Here is a 17,866-nt window from a genome sequence, read left to right on the forward strand (position 1 = left end):
GATTGTCCTCATCTAATTAAGGTTGAATGACTTTCGTCAAAAGAGACTTCCCTGTATTGTTTTAGCCTCTCAGCAAAGGCATCAGTTCCGGCCCAGCCGCATGAGTTTAATTCAGGACAGAAGCCGCGGTATATACATTCAGGCACACAAACATTGTACAGTTCAGGTAACTCTTTTTTAACGGCATCAAGTACCAGTTTCCACGCCTTGTTTGTTTCACGCGATGCTTGGGCGCATAATCTTTTTCTTGAGATATTTATTATTGCCTGTGCATTTGCTATGCACTCGTGTGTTACCAGTTGAGACTGTGGCAATTCATCCCTGTTAATACCTGTCCGGTCGCTTCTCTGTGTACTTACAAAGTGCTCTATGCCTATCTTGTGTCTGACAAAGTGAACGCTTACCCAGTACTGCAGATCAACCCATTTCCACTTGATTATCAGCTGGCGTATTGGGGAATGTTCACAAAGAAGCATCTTATGCCGCCATTTTATACCCGGTTCTCCACGGCCTTTTTCCATGCCCACAGTTGTCCTGGCAGCATCAGCAACCTCACGCCATGTCGCTTTTATCTCGATATAATCAATACGCATTACATAACTCCTATATTATGAAAAAGATAAAAAATAATAGTGGAAACAGGGGTGCAAGTATTAATTTCTCATGGAAATTTGTCAAGAAATTTGCAATAGTGTATCAGTATCTTATCACTTTAATTAATTATTTTAAAAACCCGGGGGTTAGTCATGAATAAGAATATGATTATACTTGCAATGCTTCTTCTATTCACTTCAATAAACACATCTGCCCAGATGCCAAAGATAGACTGGGAGGCCATACAAAAGGAAAATGCAAAAGATCATGCCCTGATGATGAATATGCTTGGCATAACAGAGATCAGGCCAGGCCCTTCGGGTGACCCCAAGGCCCCGAATGCGGCAAACAGTGATGAATCAAAGGCAACCACCTATACGACCCTGCCAGACCCCCTTGTTTTTTTGGATGGCTCCAGGGTGACCACCCCTGAACAGTGGGAAAAACGCAGAAAAGAGTTGTTTGAACTCTTTGACAAAGAGGTATATGGCAGGATACCGGCTAACATCCCCCCTGTAAAATGGGAAATAGTCGAAGAAAAGGCAACTACAGTTGAAGGTATACCTGTAATGGAAAGAGAGCTGAAAGGCCATGTGGATAATTCGAGCTATCCATCCATCACAGTTGATATACAGATGAAACTTACTACCCCTGCAAAGGCTAAAAATGTACCTGTAATAATCGAATTCGGGTGGATTGGCCCTATGTTTTTCAATATGCCTGATCCTCCAAAACCCACCTGGCAAGAACAACTTTTAAAAAAGGGATGGGGTTATGCCATACTTGTGCCTACAAGTATACAGGATGATTCTGGCTCAGGGCTTACAAAGGGGATAATAGGCCTGGTAAACAAAGGAAAACCAAGAAAACTTGATGACTGGGGTGCGCTCCGCGCCTGGGCATGGGGGGCTGGATGTGCAATCGACTATTTTGAAACAATAGATGATGTAGACGAAAAAAGGGTAGCTATAGAAGGGCTTTCTCGATACGGAAAGGCCGCCCTTGTGGCAATGGCCTATGAGCCGCGTATTGCAATTGGCTTTATAGGCTCATCAGGCGCAGGCGGGGCCAAAATATTAAGAAGAAATTTCGGTGAACAGGTTGAAAATCTTGCTGCTTCCGGTGAGTATCACTGGTTTGCACCCAATTTTATAAAATATGCCGGGCCTCTCACAGCAAATGACCTTCCTGTTGATGCTCACCAGCTTGTGGCCCTCTGCGCGCCAAGACCGCTTTTTATAAGCGTCGGTTCTGCCACGGAAGAAGGGACATGGGTTGATGCAAAGGGTATGTTCCTTGCCGGTGTTCATGCAAGCCCGGTATATGAACTTCTCGGTAGAAAAGGGCTTGAAACAGACCAGTTTCCACCGGAAAAAACATCCCTTATAATGGGTGACATCGCATTCAGGCAGCATGAGGGCGGCCACACAGTCATACCCAACTGGCCCTATTTTATAGAATTTGCTGAAAGGTATTTTTAAGGAAAGAGATAATGTGTACTAAAAATATCTTGGTAATAGATGATGACCCTGTACTGGTCAAGCTGATAAGTGAGATGCTTGATATCCTCGGTTATAAATCAGTTACAAGCATCAGCAGTTCTGAAGGGTTTAAACTTTTCTGTGATGCCCCTGATGATTTTGATCTGGTTATTACAGATATGTCTATGCCTGAAATGAATGGAGACATACTGGCAGGCAGGATCATCTCTATACGCAAGAACATCCCCATTATCCTGTGCACAGGGTTCAATGAAAATGTCTCAGAGGAAGATGCAAAATCTAAAGGCATATGCGAGATTGTCCTCAAACCTGTAAACATGAAGACCCTTTCTGATGTGGTCATCAAGGCCATTGCGAACAGGTAGGTCCAGGCTATAATCATAACCCCTGAATCAGAGATATGGGTAAAAGAGCCAGGCAATGGCATCCCTGGTGCGGACAGCAATGGGGCGGGAGTCCATTTCAGCAAGGGTTACCTCTCTTGATATCTTAATCCTGTCAATTATGTGTTCTGAAATGTTTTCAGTGAACTCTCTGTCATACACCTCAACAGCCAGTTCAAAGTTGAGCCTGAGGCTTCTTGCATCCATATTTGCGGTACCGATCATGGCATATAAGTCATCAACAACAAAGAGCTTTGTATGGACAAAGGGGGGTGGCTGGTAATAGACCTTTACGCCCCTTATAAGGAGTTCCCAGAGCATATTCCTTGTAGCCCAGTGCACATATGGAAGATTGTTTTTTTCAGGAAGCAGGATAGAGACCTCTACACCTTTAAGAGATGCGGTCTGGAGCGCAGATATCATCTCGCGATTTGGCAGAAAATAGGGTGTCATTATCATTATGCGTTTTCTTGCTGAAGATATTGCCCCTGTTAAAATAGTTGCTAGCTTGTTAAAATCTTCATCAGGGCCTTCAGATATAATGCGGCATCTTGCGCCCACTTCATCCGCTGCCTTATAAGGTTCCGCCTCTATATTTTGCCCTGTTATAAATCTCCAGTCTGCTATAAAGACCTTTTCTATCTGTGAGACAACAGGCCCTTCGATCCTGAAATGTACATCTATTACCTTTTTTCTGTTGAAGGGGTCATTCACCAGATTATATGAACCAATGTTTATGCCGCCTGTAAAGGCTATCTTACTGTCTGCAACCAGGATCTTGCGGTGATTTCTAAGATTGATATGTATGGATGGAGGAAAAAGCGCAGGTGGGATATACCTCGCAAAATCTATTCTCTGTTTTTTTAAAAGCATCCCTGCAACAGGAAATGAATAGTATTCACCTATTCCATCAATAATTACCTTTACATCAACCCCTCTTCCTTTTGCCTTTGTTAATCTCTCTATAAATTCTCTTCCTGTTGAATCGGTCTTGAAAATATATGTTGATAAAAACAGGGATCTTTCCGCCTTTTCTATTGCATCAAGCATTGAAGGGTATGCCTGATCCCCATTATGAAGGATATCTATCCGGTTGCCTGATGTAAGGGGTATACCGGTTATTGAATCTGCGATATTGGCAATTTCAGAGCACCCCTGCGGCAGGAGTACCAGTGACTGAGGCAGGCTGACAATCCCAGATGCATGTTCAAGAGGCAGAAAGCCGGTAATAGGAATTTTGCCGGTTAGTATCCTTGCGCGTGTTCGTATCCGGTTTATACCGAAAAGGAAATAGAGGATATACCTGAATACCGGAAACATGAATATGACAGCAATCCAGCCCAGTGAGGCCCTGGGGTCACGTTTGTACAGAAGGGCATGCCATGCTGATAACAGGGTAATAATCAGATTTGCTGTAAAAAGAATATAATAGAATATGGCTGTGCTTTGTATAAGTTCCATCTGACCAGGGTGATAAATTATGGTTAATGATTTGATGTTTCCATTTACCCGGTGTATATAATAGATTATCAGTTTACAATCAATATTAACTTTTTGATATCATATTTATACAGGATCACAATGAGTCTTAAAAAAGAAAACAGCATGATCGAGGTAAATGCCGAAAACACTGCACAGGCATTTCTTGATCTTCTTGCGCTTAGAGGGATAGAATACTTTTTCGGAAATGCAGGGACAGATTTTGCAAGTATTGTAGATGCCTTTACAAAAAGAAAGGCAGAGGGGAAAAGATTACCTGTCCCTGTTACTATACCCCATGAGATACCGCTTGTCAGCATGGCACAGGGGTATTACCTTTACACAGGTAAAATTCAGGCGGCAATGGTGCATGTGGGTGTGGGCACGGCAAATGCCCTTGGTTCAATAATGACCGGGAAGAGATCAAGAATCCCGCTTCTCTTTTTTGCAGGAAGAACACCGGTCACAGAAGATGGGCACCCTGCATCCCGTTCATCATTTGTTCACTGGGCGCAGGAGTGTTATGACCAGGCCGGGATGATAAGGGAATTTGTAAACTGGGATTATGAATTAAGATCCCCTTCACAGCTTGAGGATGTTATTGACAGGGCACTTGTTATGGCGCTTTCTGAACCCTGCGGGCCGGTTTACCTTACGCTTCCAAGAGAGACGCTTTATGACTCCTTTGATAAAAAGGGCTTTAACAGCCGCCTGAAATATGATCTGCCAACATTTTATCCTGACCCTAATAAGATAAAAAAGGTGGCTGAGCTGATTACCTGTGCGGAGTACCCGATCATTATAACCTCCTCATATGGTAAAAGGGCTGAATATGTTGAGACACTTGTTGAACTTGCAGAGATGACAGGTTCAGGGGTTGTATCATTCAACCCTGAATATATGAACTTTCCGGCTGATCATTATTGTCATCAGGGATTTACCCCTGACCCGCTGTTATCAGATGCAGACCTAATAATAGTCCTTGAAAGTGATGTACCGTGGTATCCTGCTTCAATAAAGCCTAATGATTCGGCTTTTATGGTTAATATCGGAATCGATCCTTTATACAGTAAATACCCTGTAAGGAGCTATCCATCAGATATCACACTGAACGGCGATCCATGTCTGGCTTTGAAAGAAATTGTTCAGGAATTATCAGGCCCAAATAAAATGAAAGATACTATGCTGGAGGGAAGAAAAAACAGACTAAAAACAAGGCATGATGCTCTATTCCATGATCTTTATTCAACGGCAGGAAATGCATCGGGTGCTATGCCATTAAACCAGGGCTTTGTCTCATCCCGTTTAAACAGTATTATTGACAGCAACACAATAATAGTGAACGAATATGATAATCAGATGATCTGGCAGGAAAACATCTCTCCAGGTAACTATTTTGGTGTTTCCCATGCAGGGTATCTCGGCTGGGCAGTTGGGGCTGCACTTGGCATGAAATTGGCTGCACCGGAGAAGACCGTTATAGCCACAGTAGGCGATGGATCATATATGTTTTCTGTACCCTCTGCCTGTCATTATGTTTCAAAGGCATATGATCTTCCGATACTGATCATAATTTACAATAACCGGTCATGGGAGGCGGTAAGGCAGGCAACAAAGGGCATACACCCTGATGGCTGGGCAGCAAATGCGCCTGATATGCCCCTGACTGAATTAAGGCCTTCCCCTGACTATGAACAGATCTGCACGGCATTCGGGGGGTATGGTGAAAAGGTGGAGAGACCGGAAGAGTTGGACGGAGCTTTAAAACGTGCCCTGGTTGCAGTAAACAAAGAAAATCGTCAGGCATGTCTTAATATAGTGTGCGGATAATTAAGGTAACAGCATGACAGAATTCAGTAATTCAAAATGGGCAGATCCTGACTTCACACAGGCATATAGAGACAGCGCAGATATAATTATTGTCGAGAGAAAAAGACTCTTATCTATCCTGCAATCCTTTTATATGCATTTCATCCTCGGTAAATCTGAAAGAACGGTGCTTGACCTCGGGTGCGGTGATGGCATTGCTGTATATGAGCTCTTAAGGGTTGACAGTAAACTTAAGGCGACACTTCTAGATGCCTCTAATGATATGCTGATCAGGGCGAAGAAAAGGCTGAAACGATATGATAACTGCCAATTTCTGTGTGCGAGCTTCCAGGATATATTAAAAAAGAGGATCAGTCTGGGTAATTTTGACTTCATCATATCCTCCATGGCAACCCACCACCTCGCAATGGATGAAAAAACAGAACTGTTCAAAATCATTTATTCACACCTGAATCCCGGCGGCTATTTCCTGAATATGGATGTAATCCTGTCTCCCTCCGAAACACTTGAAAAATGGTATCTGCAACTCTGGAGAGAGTGGATTACTGAAAGGGAGGCAATATTAAAGATTGACAGCCATGAGCATGATGGAATCATTAACAGGTACAAGGACAATACTGATAACAAACCCGATCTTATAAACACACAGCTCAAATCTCTTCAGGACATAGGATTCAAAGATGTGGACTGCTATTATAAGTATGGCATCTTTACGATATTTGGAGGGAAAAAACAGGAGGAAAAACCCATATGAAAAAAACCATATATTTAACTATTCTCTTTTCTATCTGCTTTACCCTGGCAGTCTTTCCATCTGATAACTGTAAAGAGGATATAAAAGACCCCCGCGGGGCTATGAAACCATGGGGAAAAGGGGCATGGGAGACCGGCAAATACAGAAATCTTTTTCTTGAGGCCGGATATAAACAGGAAGAGATAGATGCCAAACTTCAAAAGGCATATCATGATCTTTTTGAAGGGCCGAACAGGGTCTATTTTGAGGTCGGTGATGATATGGCCTATATCTCTGATATCAAAAACAGGGATGCCCGTACAGAGGGGCTTTCATATGGCATGATGATAGCGGTCCAGCTCAATAGAAAAGCCGTATTTGACCGTCTGTGGCGATGGTCAAAAAAATATATGCAGCACCAGGGCGGCCCTCGTGACGGCTACTTTGCATGGTCAGTGGAACCTAAAACAGGCAAACATAATTCAGAAGGGACAGCATCTGATGGTGAACTCTACTTTGTAACCGCCCTGCTTTTTGCTTCAAACAGGTGGGGAAATAATACTGGTATCAGTTATTATAGCGAGGCAAAAAGGATACTTGATGCCATGTGGGCAAAGGACGGTTCACAGGGAATCAACAACATAATTAATGTAGAACATAAACAGATAAGCTTTGTGCCTGAGTCAGAAAGATATGATCTAACTGATCCATCTTATTATCTCCCTGCATTCTTTGAGATATGGGCAGAGTATGCAAAGGATGGTCATGAGAAATTTTACAGGGAGTGCGCTGAAAAGGCAAGAGCATATTTGCATAAGGTGTGTCACCCTGAAACCGGGCTTAACCCTGATATCACCCTTTACAGTGGAAAATTGCCAAAACAGAACTTTTTTCCACCTGCATTCAGGTATGATTCATGGCGTGTCCCGATGAACATCGCAATGGACTATGCATGGTATGGAAAGGATATGGAGTGGCAGAGGGACTACGCAAAGCGTATACAGGATTTTCTCTATTGCAGGGGCATAGATAGGTTTGAAGATCAGTTCAACATGGACGGCACCCTGCCTGACTGGATACTGCCTGCCGGGGGTTTTCAGAAGCTGCGCCATTCACTGGGGCTTGTGGCAACCTCTGCCGCTGCCTCATTAATGGGCACACAGGCTAAAAGCTGGCGATTTGTGGATGAGGTCTGGAATGCCAGGCTTGAACCCTATGAAGACGGATATTTTGATCCCTATTATGACGGGCTGCTCTATCTCATCAGCCTTATGCACCTGAGCGGTAACTACAGGATTATTACACCTGAGGATCACTAAAAGTGAGGCAGATATTATACCATGTAAAATGAGGTAACAGGGGGTTTTTCTTAAGGTAAAATCATATATTTTAGTTTAAAGCATTCAGTGCCGATATAATCTGGGTATTAGATTCATATAGGAAGAGGTCTGTCTATTATATAAATACACCCTTTTCTTAATAGAATTCATATTTGTTTTTAACAGGTTATCCAGAGGTTATTAAGTCTGATGCTTTATTTAATCAGAAAATATTTCATTCTTATTTTAACACTCTCTTTTGCTGTTTTCCCGGCATCAGATATCTATTCCAGTCAATCAGAAAAACTCAAATTCACCCACATCGATATGGATGAAGGGCTCTCACTTACAACGGTCACCTCAATACTTCAGGACAAAAAGGGGTTTATGTGGTTTGGAACATATGACGGGTTAAACAAGTATGACGGTTATGATTTTACTGTTTACCGCCATGACCCAGGTGACCCCTTTTCTCTGATATCAAATCAGATTAAGTCCATATATGAAGATGATGAAGGCAATCTATGGATCACCACCTTTTCAGGGATTTCACGATATGACCGTGATAAAGACTGGTTTATTAATTATAACACCCGTAACGGGTATAACCTTGAAAAACTTGATACATGGAGCATCTTTAAAGACAAAAGGGGTAATTTCTGGGTAGGTACAAACGATAATGGGCTTATCAGGTATGAAGAATCATTAAACAGGGCCACAATATACAGCGCTGACCCGGATAAGAAGGGTGCTCTGAAAAGTAATATCATAAGGCAGGTATATGAAGACAGCAGGGGTAATTTATGGATTGCATCTGAAAATGGAGGGCTTTACCTGCATGACTACAAGACCGACACATTTATTCATTATGGCCATGACAAAGATAATCCCCAAAGTATCATTGGAAATTCCATCTATTCCATAATAGAGGATTCAAGGGGATATTTATGGTTTGCCTGTTATGGGAGAGGTCTGTCATATATACATGTGGATCAAATAGAAAGGGGTGTGTTTTCCAGTTTCACTCATGAACCGGAAAATATCAACACCCTGTCAAATAATAATATTCTTGCACTCTGTGAAGGAAATAACGGGGGCATCTGGATCGGTACTGAAAACGGAGGGCTTGATTTTCTTCATAATGATAAAAAAAGATTTTCCAATTACAGGAATAACCAGAACAACCCATTCAGCATTAACAGCAACTCCATCTATTCCATTTTTAAAGACCGTACAGGTGACATCTGGATCGGCACCTTCTCAGGCGGGATCAATACACTTCATTACAGCAAACAGGGTTTTATCCATTACAAAAGCATACCCAATGGCCTTAGTAATAATTCTGTATGGGAGTTCAGCGAGGACAAGGATGGCTTCATCTGGATTGCAACAGACGGAGGGGGATTAAACAGGTTTAATCCTGACAAAGAGGAATTTGAATATTTCTATTCAGGAAATTCCGACCTTAAATCCGATGCTGTACTCACAGTGTATGTGGACTCTGAAAATAATGTCTGGACAGGCACCTGGAACGGTGGCGTTAATCTGTTTAAAAAAGAAAATTGTTCATTTATAAGTTACACAACGGAAAACAGCGAATTACCAAACAATAATATCTTTGATATCACAGAGGATAAGCAGGGAAACCTCTGGTTTGCAAGCCAGGGAGGCATCAGCAGGTTCAATAAAAAGAATAGCTCATTTAAAAATTACCATATCCAAAACAGCAGACTTATTGATAATTTTGTAGAGGTTGTACAGCTTTCCAAAAATGGCGACCTGCTTCTCGGAACAACAAAAGGCTTTGTCATCTTTAATCCGGTAACAGAGGTATTTAAAAGTTATGAAAAAGATGAGAAAAATAATATAGGTCTGTCGCACAATTATATAACCGATATTTTTGAGGATGATGGAGATATAATATGGATTGCAACAAGGTATGGCCTGAATAAATTTGATAAAAAGAGAGAGAGCTTTGAGGTATTCACAAAAGAAAACGGTCTCCCGAATGACCTGGTTTACGGCATTCTCAAAGATACAGAGGGCTTTTTATGGATCAGCAGCAACGGAGGTCTTTCCAGGCTGAATCCTGAAACTAAGGAATTTAATAACTATACGAAGGTGGATGGCATACAGAGTAATATTTTCATAAAAAAATCCCGTTTCCGGTCAAAAACAGGAAAACTGTATTTTGGCGGCGTCAACGGATTCAATGAGTTTGATCAACTTAATATAATAGATAACAAATATATACCGCCTGTGATTATTACCGATTTCCAGATATTTAATGAAAAAATGAGGCCGGGCGCAAAAGATTCACCGTTATCAAAGCATATAAGTCAAGCGGAGAATATAGTCTTATCCTATAAGAATTCAGTTATTTCATTCGGGTTTTCCGCATTAAACTATGTCTCGCCAGATAATAATCAGTATGCCTACATGATGGAAGGTTTTGACAGGGACTGGAATAACATAGGTACCAGGCGCTCCGCAACATATACTAATCTTAACCCCGGGGAATATGTCTTCAGGGTTAAAGGGTCAAATAACAACAACCTGTGGAATGAGCAGGGTGTAAACCTAAAAATAGTAATAACACCACCGGTGTGGAAGACCCTGTGGTTCAGGATATCAGCCTCTTTATTGCTGCTCTTTATTATCCTTGGATTATACTATCTGAGAACAAGTACCATACGTGAACACAACAGGTTTCTTGAGGCTGCAATTCAAAAGCGTACAAGGGAGCTGGCTGATGAAAGAAACCTCTTAAGGACTCTGATCGATATCATCCCTGACCAGATATATATCAAAGACAGGCTCTCCAGGTTTATCCTCAATAATAAGGCACATCTCCATGCCCTTGGTGCTGGAAGACAGGAAGATGTCCTGGGGAAAACAGACCTTAACATCTTTCCCATCAAACACTCAAAGGTGTATTATGAGAATGAACAGAGGATAATAAAGACCGGTATACCTCAAAAAGACAAGGAAGAACTGCTTGTTAATCAGTCAGATGGCAAGGAATACTGGGTAACAGCAACAAAGGTACGTTTTGAGGACAGTGACGGAGAGGTAAAAGGTATTGTTGGCATAAGTCATGATATTACCGAAAGGAAAAAATTCGAGGAAGAGCTGAAGGCTGCAAAATTTGCCGCTGAAGAGGCTAGCAAGGCCAAGAGTGAATTCCTGGCCAATATGAGCCATGAGATACGTACCCCCATGAACGGTATTATTGGCATGACAGAGCTGGCCCTTGGCTCCAATCTGAACAGTCAGCAATATGATTATATGAATATTGTGAAGCAGTCAGCGGTTTCGCTCCTTGACCTTTTAAATGACATCCTTGATTTTTCCAAGATAGAGGCTGGAAAACTGGAGCTTGAGAATATCAATTTCGATCTGAGAAACATACTTGAGACAGTAACATCAACAATGGCATTGCAGGCATCTTCAAAGCAGATTGAATTGATCTGCAACCTTGATAACAGCCTTCCCACAGCGCTTAAGGGTGACCCGAACAGGCTGAGGCAGATCATAGTAAACCTGGTGGGAAATGCCATCAAATTTACTGAAAAAGGTGAGATAGTCATAGGGGCAACAACAGATGTAACCGCATCAGAAAATGAGCATATCCGTATCCATTTTTCTGTAAAGGACACAGGGATAGGCATCCCTCAGGAAAAGCTTAATAAGATCTTTGACAGCTTTTCGCAGGTTGATACCTCTACTACAAGAAAGTATGGCGGTACAGGCCTGGGGCTTGCGATCTCAAGAAAACTTACCGAGTTAATGAATGGCAGCATCTGGGTTGAAAGCACCCAGGGGAAAGGGAGCACATTCAATTTTACTGCTGAATTTGAAACTGGAAACCCTGTTAATCATGACCTTTGCAGCAATCTTCCTGATGAACTTGGATTTAAACATGTACTGATCATTGATGACAACAGCACCAACTCTCTTATTCTTAAAAACACACTGGAACCTTTGGGGTTTACATGCATGATCTCCAGCAGTGGTAAGGATGGGCTTGAAAGGCTTTACAAGTCATTGAATGATGGTAATCTGTATCCCCTGATATTGCTTGATTACCATATGCCTGAGATGGATGGTTTTGAATTTGTTGAAAGGGTCCGTTCTGACAACCGTTACGACGGTGTAAAGATTATCATGATGAGCTCAATTACAGAAAAGGATGATCTCAATAAGAGAAACCGCAGGGGCATAAACAGGTATCTCAAGAAACCTGTGCTTCAGAGGGATTTATTAGAGACAATACTCTATACCTTTAAAGAGATACCTGTTGAAAAAAACAGCCGGGGGCAGAATGAAGCAGCGATAATCCCTGGACGCAAACTCAGGATACTGCTGGCAGAGGATAACATAGTAAATCAGAAGGTTGCAGCCAGCCTTTTAATAAAGAAATGGGGTCATGAGGTTACCATCGCAAATAATGGTTTAGAGGCAGTAAAGGCACTTGATAAAAATGAATATGATATTGTACTTATGGATATCCAGATGCCTGATATGGATGGGATGGAGGCAACCAGGCTTATCCGTGAATCTGATGCCCGGCACAAAAATAGGACAATACCAATAATAGCCATGACTGCTCATGCAATGAAGGGTGATAAGGAAAAATTCCTTGATGCCGGCATGAATGATTATATCTCCAAGCCCATCAATGTTGACGAATTCATGTCCATCATAAAAAAGTACTCATTATGAGTGAAAGTAATTGAGATGACAGGAAGACGGGTCTATATCTAAACCGCATATATCATTCCCGACTTGCCTGCCGGAAGAAGCCTTGGCGAAGTCTGGATCGGGAATCCATTTTACTATTTCAAAATATCCTGATTACAGCTTACCTCGCTGTTCTAATTTCAATTCCATTACAAATAAAAAATTAATAAAAATTTTCTTGATTATTAATTTGTACCTGTTTATATTCCACCGCAATACTTAATTACCCAGGCAGCACTTATTTAAGTATTCGCATTACAAACATAAAAATTAAGAAGCACCCAATTATTACCCGGAAGCTTACAGGGCAATAAGTGTCTTAACAGTTTTTTGTCTTACAGCAGTATATAGCCTTATTGTCATTGTTCCGGTTTTATTGTTTTTAAATTCTAATTCCAGCGGGGGATTATTATGATAAACGCAAAAAGAATCGTGGCTTTTATTGTCCTTTCCATTCTATTTGTCCTTTTACAAACACCTTTTAGTATTGCGCAGGAAATCAGCACTTCCGATGATGAAGGCTCATTTTCATCTGAATCAGAAGTAATATATACGGAATCAACCGATGAAGAAGCTATACCCACCCCCGAAGAAGTAACAACTGAAAAATCCAAAAACAGTGATATAAAATTAGAGGAAGAATCTACCGAATCGGTCGCCCCTGAATCGGTTGCGATGAGCATGGCATCAGGAGGGACATCCGGATCGGCTGCAGGGGGATCATTTTCAATTTCTGAAGCAGTTTCTGTTAGCCAGGTTGGTGCAGCCACATTCAGTTATCCAATTGCTGTCCCTCCTGGAAGAAACGGGCTTCAGCCAAATATAGCTCTCAGCTACAGCAGTTATAATGGAAACGGCTGGCTTGGAGTAGGCTGGGACCTTGATCTGGGTTCAATAAAAAGGTCGACTAAAAATGGTCTTAGTTACAGCGCCAGTGATTTTGTAGCAGGCGGCTCCGAATTGGTTCTCAACAGCTCATGGGGAACAGGTTACTATTGTGCTAAAATTGAAGGGGCCTTTACCAAGTACGAATATGTATCAGAATCAGCCGGCTGGATTGCCTATGCAAAAGATGGAACTAAATATTATTATGGACAATCACCAAGCTCACGAATGGCTAACTCATATGGTACATACAGTTGGCAACTTGATAGAGTTGAGGATACAAACGGCAATTACATGATAATCACCTATACTAAAGTCAATAATCAGATCTATCCTTATCAGATACTCTATACAGGTAACGCCGGTCTTTCTCTAAATAAAACTGTAGAGTTCGGTCTTGAAAACAGAACTGATAATATATCTTCCTATAAGACCCATTCCCTTGTAACAACATCCAAACGCCTTAAAACAATAACTGTAAAAGTTGGAACCACAACGGTTTATAAATACGACCTTGCTTATGAATACTCACCGGGCAACGGGAGATCCAGACTGGTTGACATCATCAGGGTTGATCCTGATCCTACTACCCCTGACAACATCCCGCCCCCAACCGAGTTTTCCTGGATAGACGGCGGTGACGGCACCTTTGGTCCAGTGACCACACTCACTCTTAATGGTTCAGCAGGAGGAACATTGGTATTTGGAGACATCAATGGTGATGGAAGAGAGGATTTTATAAAGGTTACATATAGCACTTCGTATGTTAGAGTATATCCATATCTTGCTAACAGCTCAGGGGGCTTTAGTGCACAGCCTTATAAGAACCTTGCAGGATGCGGCAATCAAGAATTTATGAGTGTTGCACTGGGTGATATAAACGGAGACGGAGACGCAGATATTGTAAGTAATGCAGGGTACAGTCAGGTTAAAGCATATCTGTCAAATGGTGATGGGACATTCGGCAGTGCCTACACAACTACATGGAGCGGGTTTTATGCTGCTACCATCATCCTTGCAGATCTTAATGGTGATGGAAAAGCAGACCTGCTTAAATATCTAAAAGTACCACTGCCACCTGGCGTTATACCGGGCTATGTACCTGACAATACCACCATTTATGCCGGGCTCTCAAACGGTAACGGCACTTTTGGTGCTCCTGTGTCATCAGACCTTCCAACAGTCAGCAATTTCAACCCATCACTTCACGTGAACAATTACACAGTATCGATGGGGGATATAAATGGTGATGGCATCCCTGATCTTTATTCCCATTCAAACGTTTTATTTAATTATCCTCCTGGTACGTTCGCGAATGTTTATGGGGTTCTTATTGGTAATGGATCGGGTGGCTTTGATAGTACTTATTATTATAATCAATTGAACAATAATAGTTATGGCACAGGAAAAGTGGCGGATGTTAATGGCGACGGTCTTGTTGATCTGGTTTTTAGTTTGAATGGTTTTATGGGTGCCTGTTTATCGACTGGTACTGGTATGTCAAATGTTTTTCCAATAGCACCTGGTTCCCCTAATTTCGCTATTTCAGATTTAAATGATGATGGCATTACTGACATAATCTATGAATCTTCAGGAAACAATTATTTCTTTTCCTCTAGCGGCGGCGGGGTGATACCGGCAGACGGGCCAACAGGAACAGATGCTATAATGCTTGCAGATATAAACGGCGATGGAAGGGCTGATATAATTAAATACAATGGAACCAGTATCAGCTATTCCATGGCCGATGGAGACAATGCGGGTGACCAAATAGATTTAATAATAAACCCTCTTGGAGGAGAAACAAGTATAACCTATGGTAATAATACTGATATCTCAAACAACATGGTCCCATTTGAATTACACCCGGTAATGGATATTCAAGCCGATGACGGCTATAACGCTATATCCATGACCACTTACGCCTATTCCGGAGCATATTATGACTATGAAGAAAGGGATTTCAGGGGTTTTGGCACTGTAATTCAGACAAACCCGGATGGAACAACTGTAACAACAACCTATGAACAACTTGATGACTATAAAAAAGGAAGACCTCTCCAGGTAGATATGAAAAACCCAAGTGGCACCCTTTTGAAACGGGTAGCATTAACCTGGGGGACATACACAATACCCAATACAACAACCGCCAAATTTGTAAAACTGACTAACAAGCGGACAGATATTTTTGGCCCAAATGTATTCACTAATGAGGCTTATACATATGACAATACTCATGGTGGGGTGCTTACCACTATATCTTCGGGTTCAGGCAGCGCAGAAAATGTTACACTCACAAACGAATATACAAATAAAGGGACATGGTTATGGAGAAAGTCGCTCGAAGTCATAGGAGGTAGTTCTTCGGGCACTGTAAGGGTAGTTAGTTACACATATGATATCAATGGTAATTTACTTACAAAAACATATTTTAATTTATCAGGCGCCTGGCCTGTAGAGACCTATACCTATGATTCCTATGGAAATATAGCTACATATGAAGATCCGAAAGGAAATATAACGACCTATAATTATGACACTACTGAAACCTATGTGACCAGCATAAATTATCCATCAACAGGTGGTATATCTCATTCGGTTAGTATGACATATAATGATTTTGGAAAAATCCATTCCGAAACAGATGAAAATAATAATCCCACCTATTATAACTATGATGCCTTTGGAAGGCTTCATCTGGTAGAATACCCTGGTGGAGGAGAAACTGAATATACTTATGTCGATCCTACCCTTACAGCGCCTGCTTATATAAAAACCAGTGTGCTGGAAGATACAGAAACTGTTGATACTTATCAGTACGTTGATGGATTCGGCAGGGCTTTAATGAACGTATCAAAGGGAGTCAGCAATAATAAAATTATTACAATAACAAATTACGACAACATGGGCAGGGTTGATTTAACGAAAGGGCCATACCTGACAGGTAATTTTTCTGACTCTAATCCTTTTTCCCATACTCCCCCTTCATTATACCCAACCGCTGAAAAAACATTTGATTACATGGGAAGGGTGGTTATAGTAAAAACACCTAAGTATCAGGGTTCTCAGTCTCAATTTGATACAACAAATATCAGCTACAACGGCTTTGCAACCACTGTTACAGATCCAAAAAGTAATACTAGGACAGAGATAACTGATTACCTCGGTAGAATAATCGAAGTTCAGGAAGACTCAGACGGAGGGACTACATTTTACGATTATAATGCCGCAGGTGACCTTGTGGCGGTTGAAGATGATGAAGGTAACATGACAAGCATATCCTATAATACCCTCGGCCAGAAATTGAGTATGAATGATCCTGATATGGGCATATGGAGTTACACTTATGATCTTAATGGCAACCTCTACCAGCAGACGGACGCCAAAGGGCAGATAATCAGGTTTACCTATGATGCACTGAACAGGATCACCCTAAAAAACTATTACAACACATCAGATCCTGATGTTTATTATTACTATGACAATATATCAATCGCAAACGGTATAGGCAGGCTTAATTATGTGACAAACGGGAACGCCACGACCACCTATAACAGTTACGATGTAATGGGGCGGGTGACAAGTGTAACAAAAAATATAACCGGAGACACAAACAGAACAACGCTTTTCACCTATGACCTTTCAGGAAAGCCGGTAAGAACCACATATCCTGACGGTTTCTGGACACAAAATAACTACTATAGTAAAACAAATCTGTTAAATACTGTAACCGCATCTGACAATGTAACCTATGCCACAGTAGGAAGTTATTCTCCTTCCGGAAAGATAAAGACATTAAGCCATGGTAACGGGAGCTCAACAACATACACCTATGATGATAGGACAGAAAGTTTATATGAGATATTAACCAAAAACGGCAGCAATACTATAATACAGCAGAAACGCTACGGCTATACATCCATAGGAGAGATAAACTCAATAAATGATCTCCATAATAGTAAGGTATATGCATACACCTATGATACTCTCAGCAGGCTTAAGACTGAAGTCATTAATGGGTCAACAACATCATTAAGTGTTAACTATGATTCAATAGGTAATATTATTTCAAAGACAATTAATGGCAACTCTTTTATCTATGCTTATAATGATGGAAATCATGCACATGCTGTAAGTTCCATTACTCGTGGAACTCCGCGTAATTTTACCTATGATGCCAACGGCAACATGACCTACGGCTGGGACTTTACAAATCCGTCGAGTCCAAAATCAAGGAGTATAACTTACAACGCTGACAATATGCCTACCTTAATAACATATAACGGTAGCGTATCTACGAATTTACTATATGATGGCATGGGAACAAGGGTAAGGAAGAGTGTGGGCAGCAATCATACCTATTACATTGGCGAACATTTTGAGATTCAGGGCGGAACA

At 41.4% G+C, this 17,866-nt stretch carries 9 protein-coding genes; 7 read left to right on the forward strand and 2 right to left on the reverse strand.

Annotated features, from left to right (window positions below):
* Window positions 1–8: 8 nt before the first annotated feature.
* Window positions 9–593 carry a thymidylate synthase ThyX gene (locus GX654_12860; GenBank protein NLD37750.1) on the reverse strand — a complete coding sequence of 195 codons (585 nt, stop codon included), beginning with the start codon at window positions 591–593 and terminating at the stop codon, window positions 9–11.
* A gap of 153 nt (window positions 594–746) precedes the next feature.
* Between GX654_12860 and GX654_12865 the strand changes: the two genes are divergently transcribed.
* A complete protein-coding gene (locus tag GX654_12865; GenBank protein ID NLD37751.1) occupies window positions 747–2,075 on the forward strand; it encodes an acetylxylan esterase in 1,329 nt (442 codons plus the stop codon).
* An 11-nt stretch (window positions 2,076–2,086) separates the two neighbouring features.
* Window positions 2,087–2,461: a response regulator gene (locus tag GX654_12870; GenBank protein ID NLD37752.1), complete on the forward strand. Its 375-nt coding sequence runs from the start codon at window positions 2,087–2,089 to the stop codon at window positions 2,459–2,461.
* A 27-nt stretch (window positions 2,462–2,488) separates the two neighbouring features.
* Here the strand turns inward: GX654_12870 and cls are convergent, their stop codons facing one another.
* Window positions 2,489–3,940, reverse strand: coding sequence for a cardiolipin synthase (gene cls / locus GX654_12875; GenBank protein NLD37753.1), 1,452 nt, complete (start codon window positions 3,938–3,940; stop codon window positions 2,489–2,491).
* A gap of 120 nt (window positions 3,941–4,060) precedes the next feature.
* Between cls and GX654_12880 the strand changes: the two genes are divergently transcribed.
* The 5 genes from GX654_12880 to GX654_12900 all read left to right on the forward strand — a co-directional run.
* Window positions 4,061–5,788: a thiamine pyrophosphate-requiring protein gene (locus tag GX654_12880; protein NLD37754.1), complete on the forward strand. Its 1,728-nt coding sequence runs from the start codon at window positions 4,061–4,063 to the stop codon at window positions 5,786–5,788.
* Window positions 5,789–5,801: 13 nt separating this feature from the next.
* The gene (locus tag GX654_12885) at window positions 5,802–6,542 is read left to right on the forward strand and encodes a class I SAM-dependent methyltransferase (protein NLD37755.1); all 741 of its coding nucleotides are present in this window, start codon (window positions 5,802–5,804) and stop codon (window positions 6,540–6,542) included.
* On the forward strand, window positions 6,539–7,840 hold the full coding sequence (locus tag GX654_12890) for a glycoside hydrolase (GenBank protein NLD37756.1): 1,302 nt from the start codon (window positions 6,539–6,541) through the stop codon (window positions 7,838–7,840). The genes GX654_12885 and GX654_12890 overlap by 4 nt, the downstream gene beginning before the upstream one ends.
* 210 nt (window positions 7,841–8,050) lie before the next feature.
* The gene (locus GX654_12895; GenBank protein NLD37757.1) at window positions 8,051–12,565 is read left to right on the forward strand and encodes a response regulator; all 4,515 of its coding nucleotides are present in this window, start codon (window positions 8,051–8,053) and stop codon (window positions 12,563–12,565) included.
* Window positions 12,566–12,994: 429 nt separating this feature from the next.
* Window positions 12,995–17,866: hypothetical protein (locus GX654_12900; protein ID NLD37758.1), on the forward strand; the 4,872-nt coding region annotated here is incomplete at its 3' end.

Source organism: Desulfatiglans sp. (assembly GCA_012513605.1).
GTDB lineage: Bacteria > Desulfobacterota > DSM-4660 > Desulfatiglandales > HGW-15 > JAAZBV01.

Coding starts and splice junctions, on each gene's coding strand:
- GX654_12860 (NLD37750.1), bottom strand. CDS start 593: ATGCGTATTGATTATATCGAGATAAAAGCGACATGGCGTGAGGTTGCT.
- GX654_12865 (NLD37751.1), top strand. CDS start 747: ATGAATAAGAATATGATTATACTTGCAATGCTTCTTCTATTCACTTCA.
- GX654_12870 (NLD37752.1), top strand. CDS start 2,087: ATGTGTACTAAAAATATCTTGGTAATAGATGATGACCCTGTACTGGTC.
- cls (NLD37753.1), bottom strand. CDS start 3,940: ATGGAACTTATACAAAGCACAGCCATATTCTATTATATTCTTTTTACA.
- GX654_12880 (NLD37754.1), top strand. CDS start 4,061: ATGAGTCTTAAAAAAGAAAACAGCATGATCGAGGTAAATGCCGAAAAC.
- GX654_12885 (NLD37755.1), top strand. CDS start 5,802: ATGACAGAATTCAGTAATTCAAAATGGGCAGATCCTGACTTCACACAG.
- GX654_12890 (NLD37756.1), top strand. CDS start 6,539: ATGAAAAAAACCATATATTTAACTATTCTCTTTTCTATCTGCTTTACC.
- GX654_12895 (NLD37757.1), top strand. CDS start 8,051: ATGCTTTATTTAATCAGAAAATATTTCATTCTTATTTTAACACTCTCT.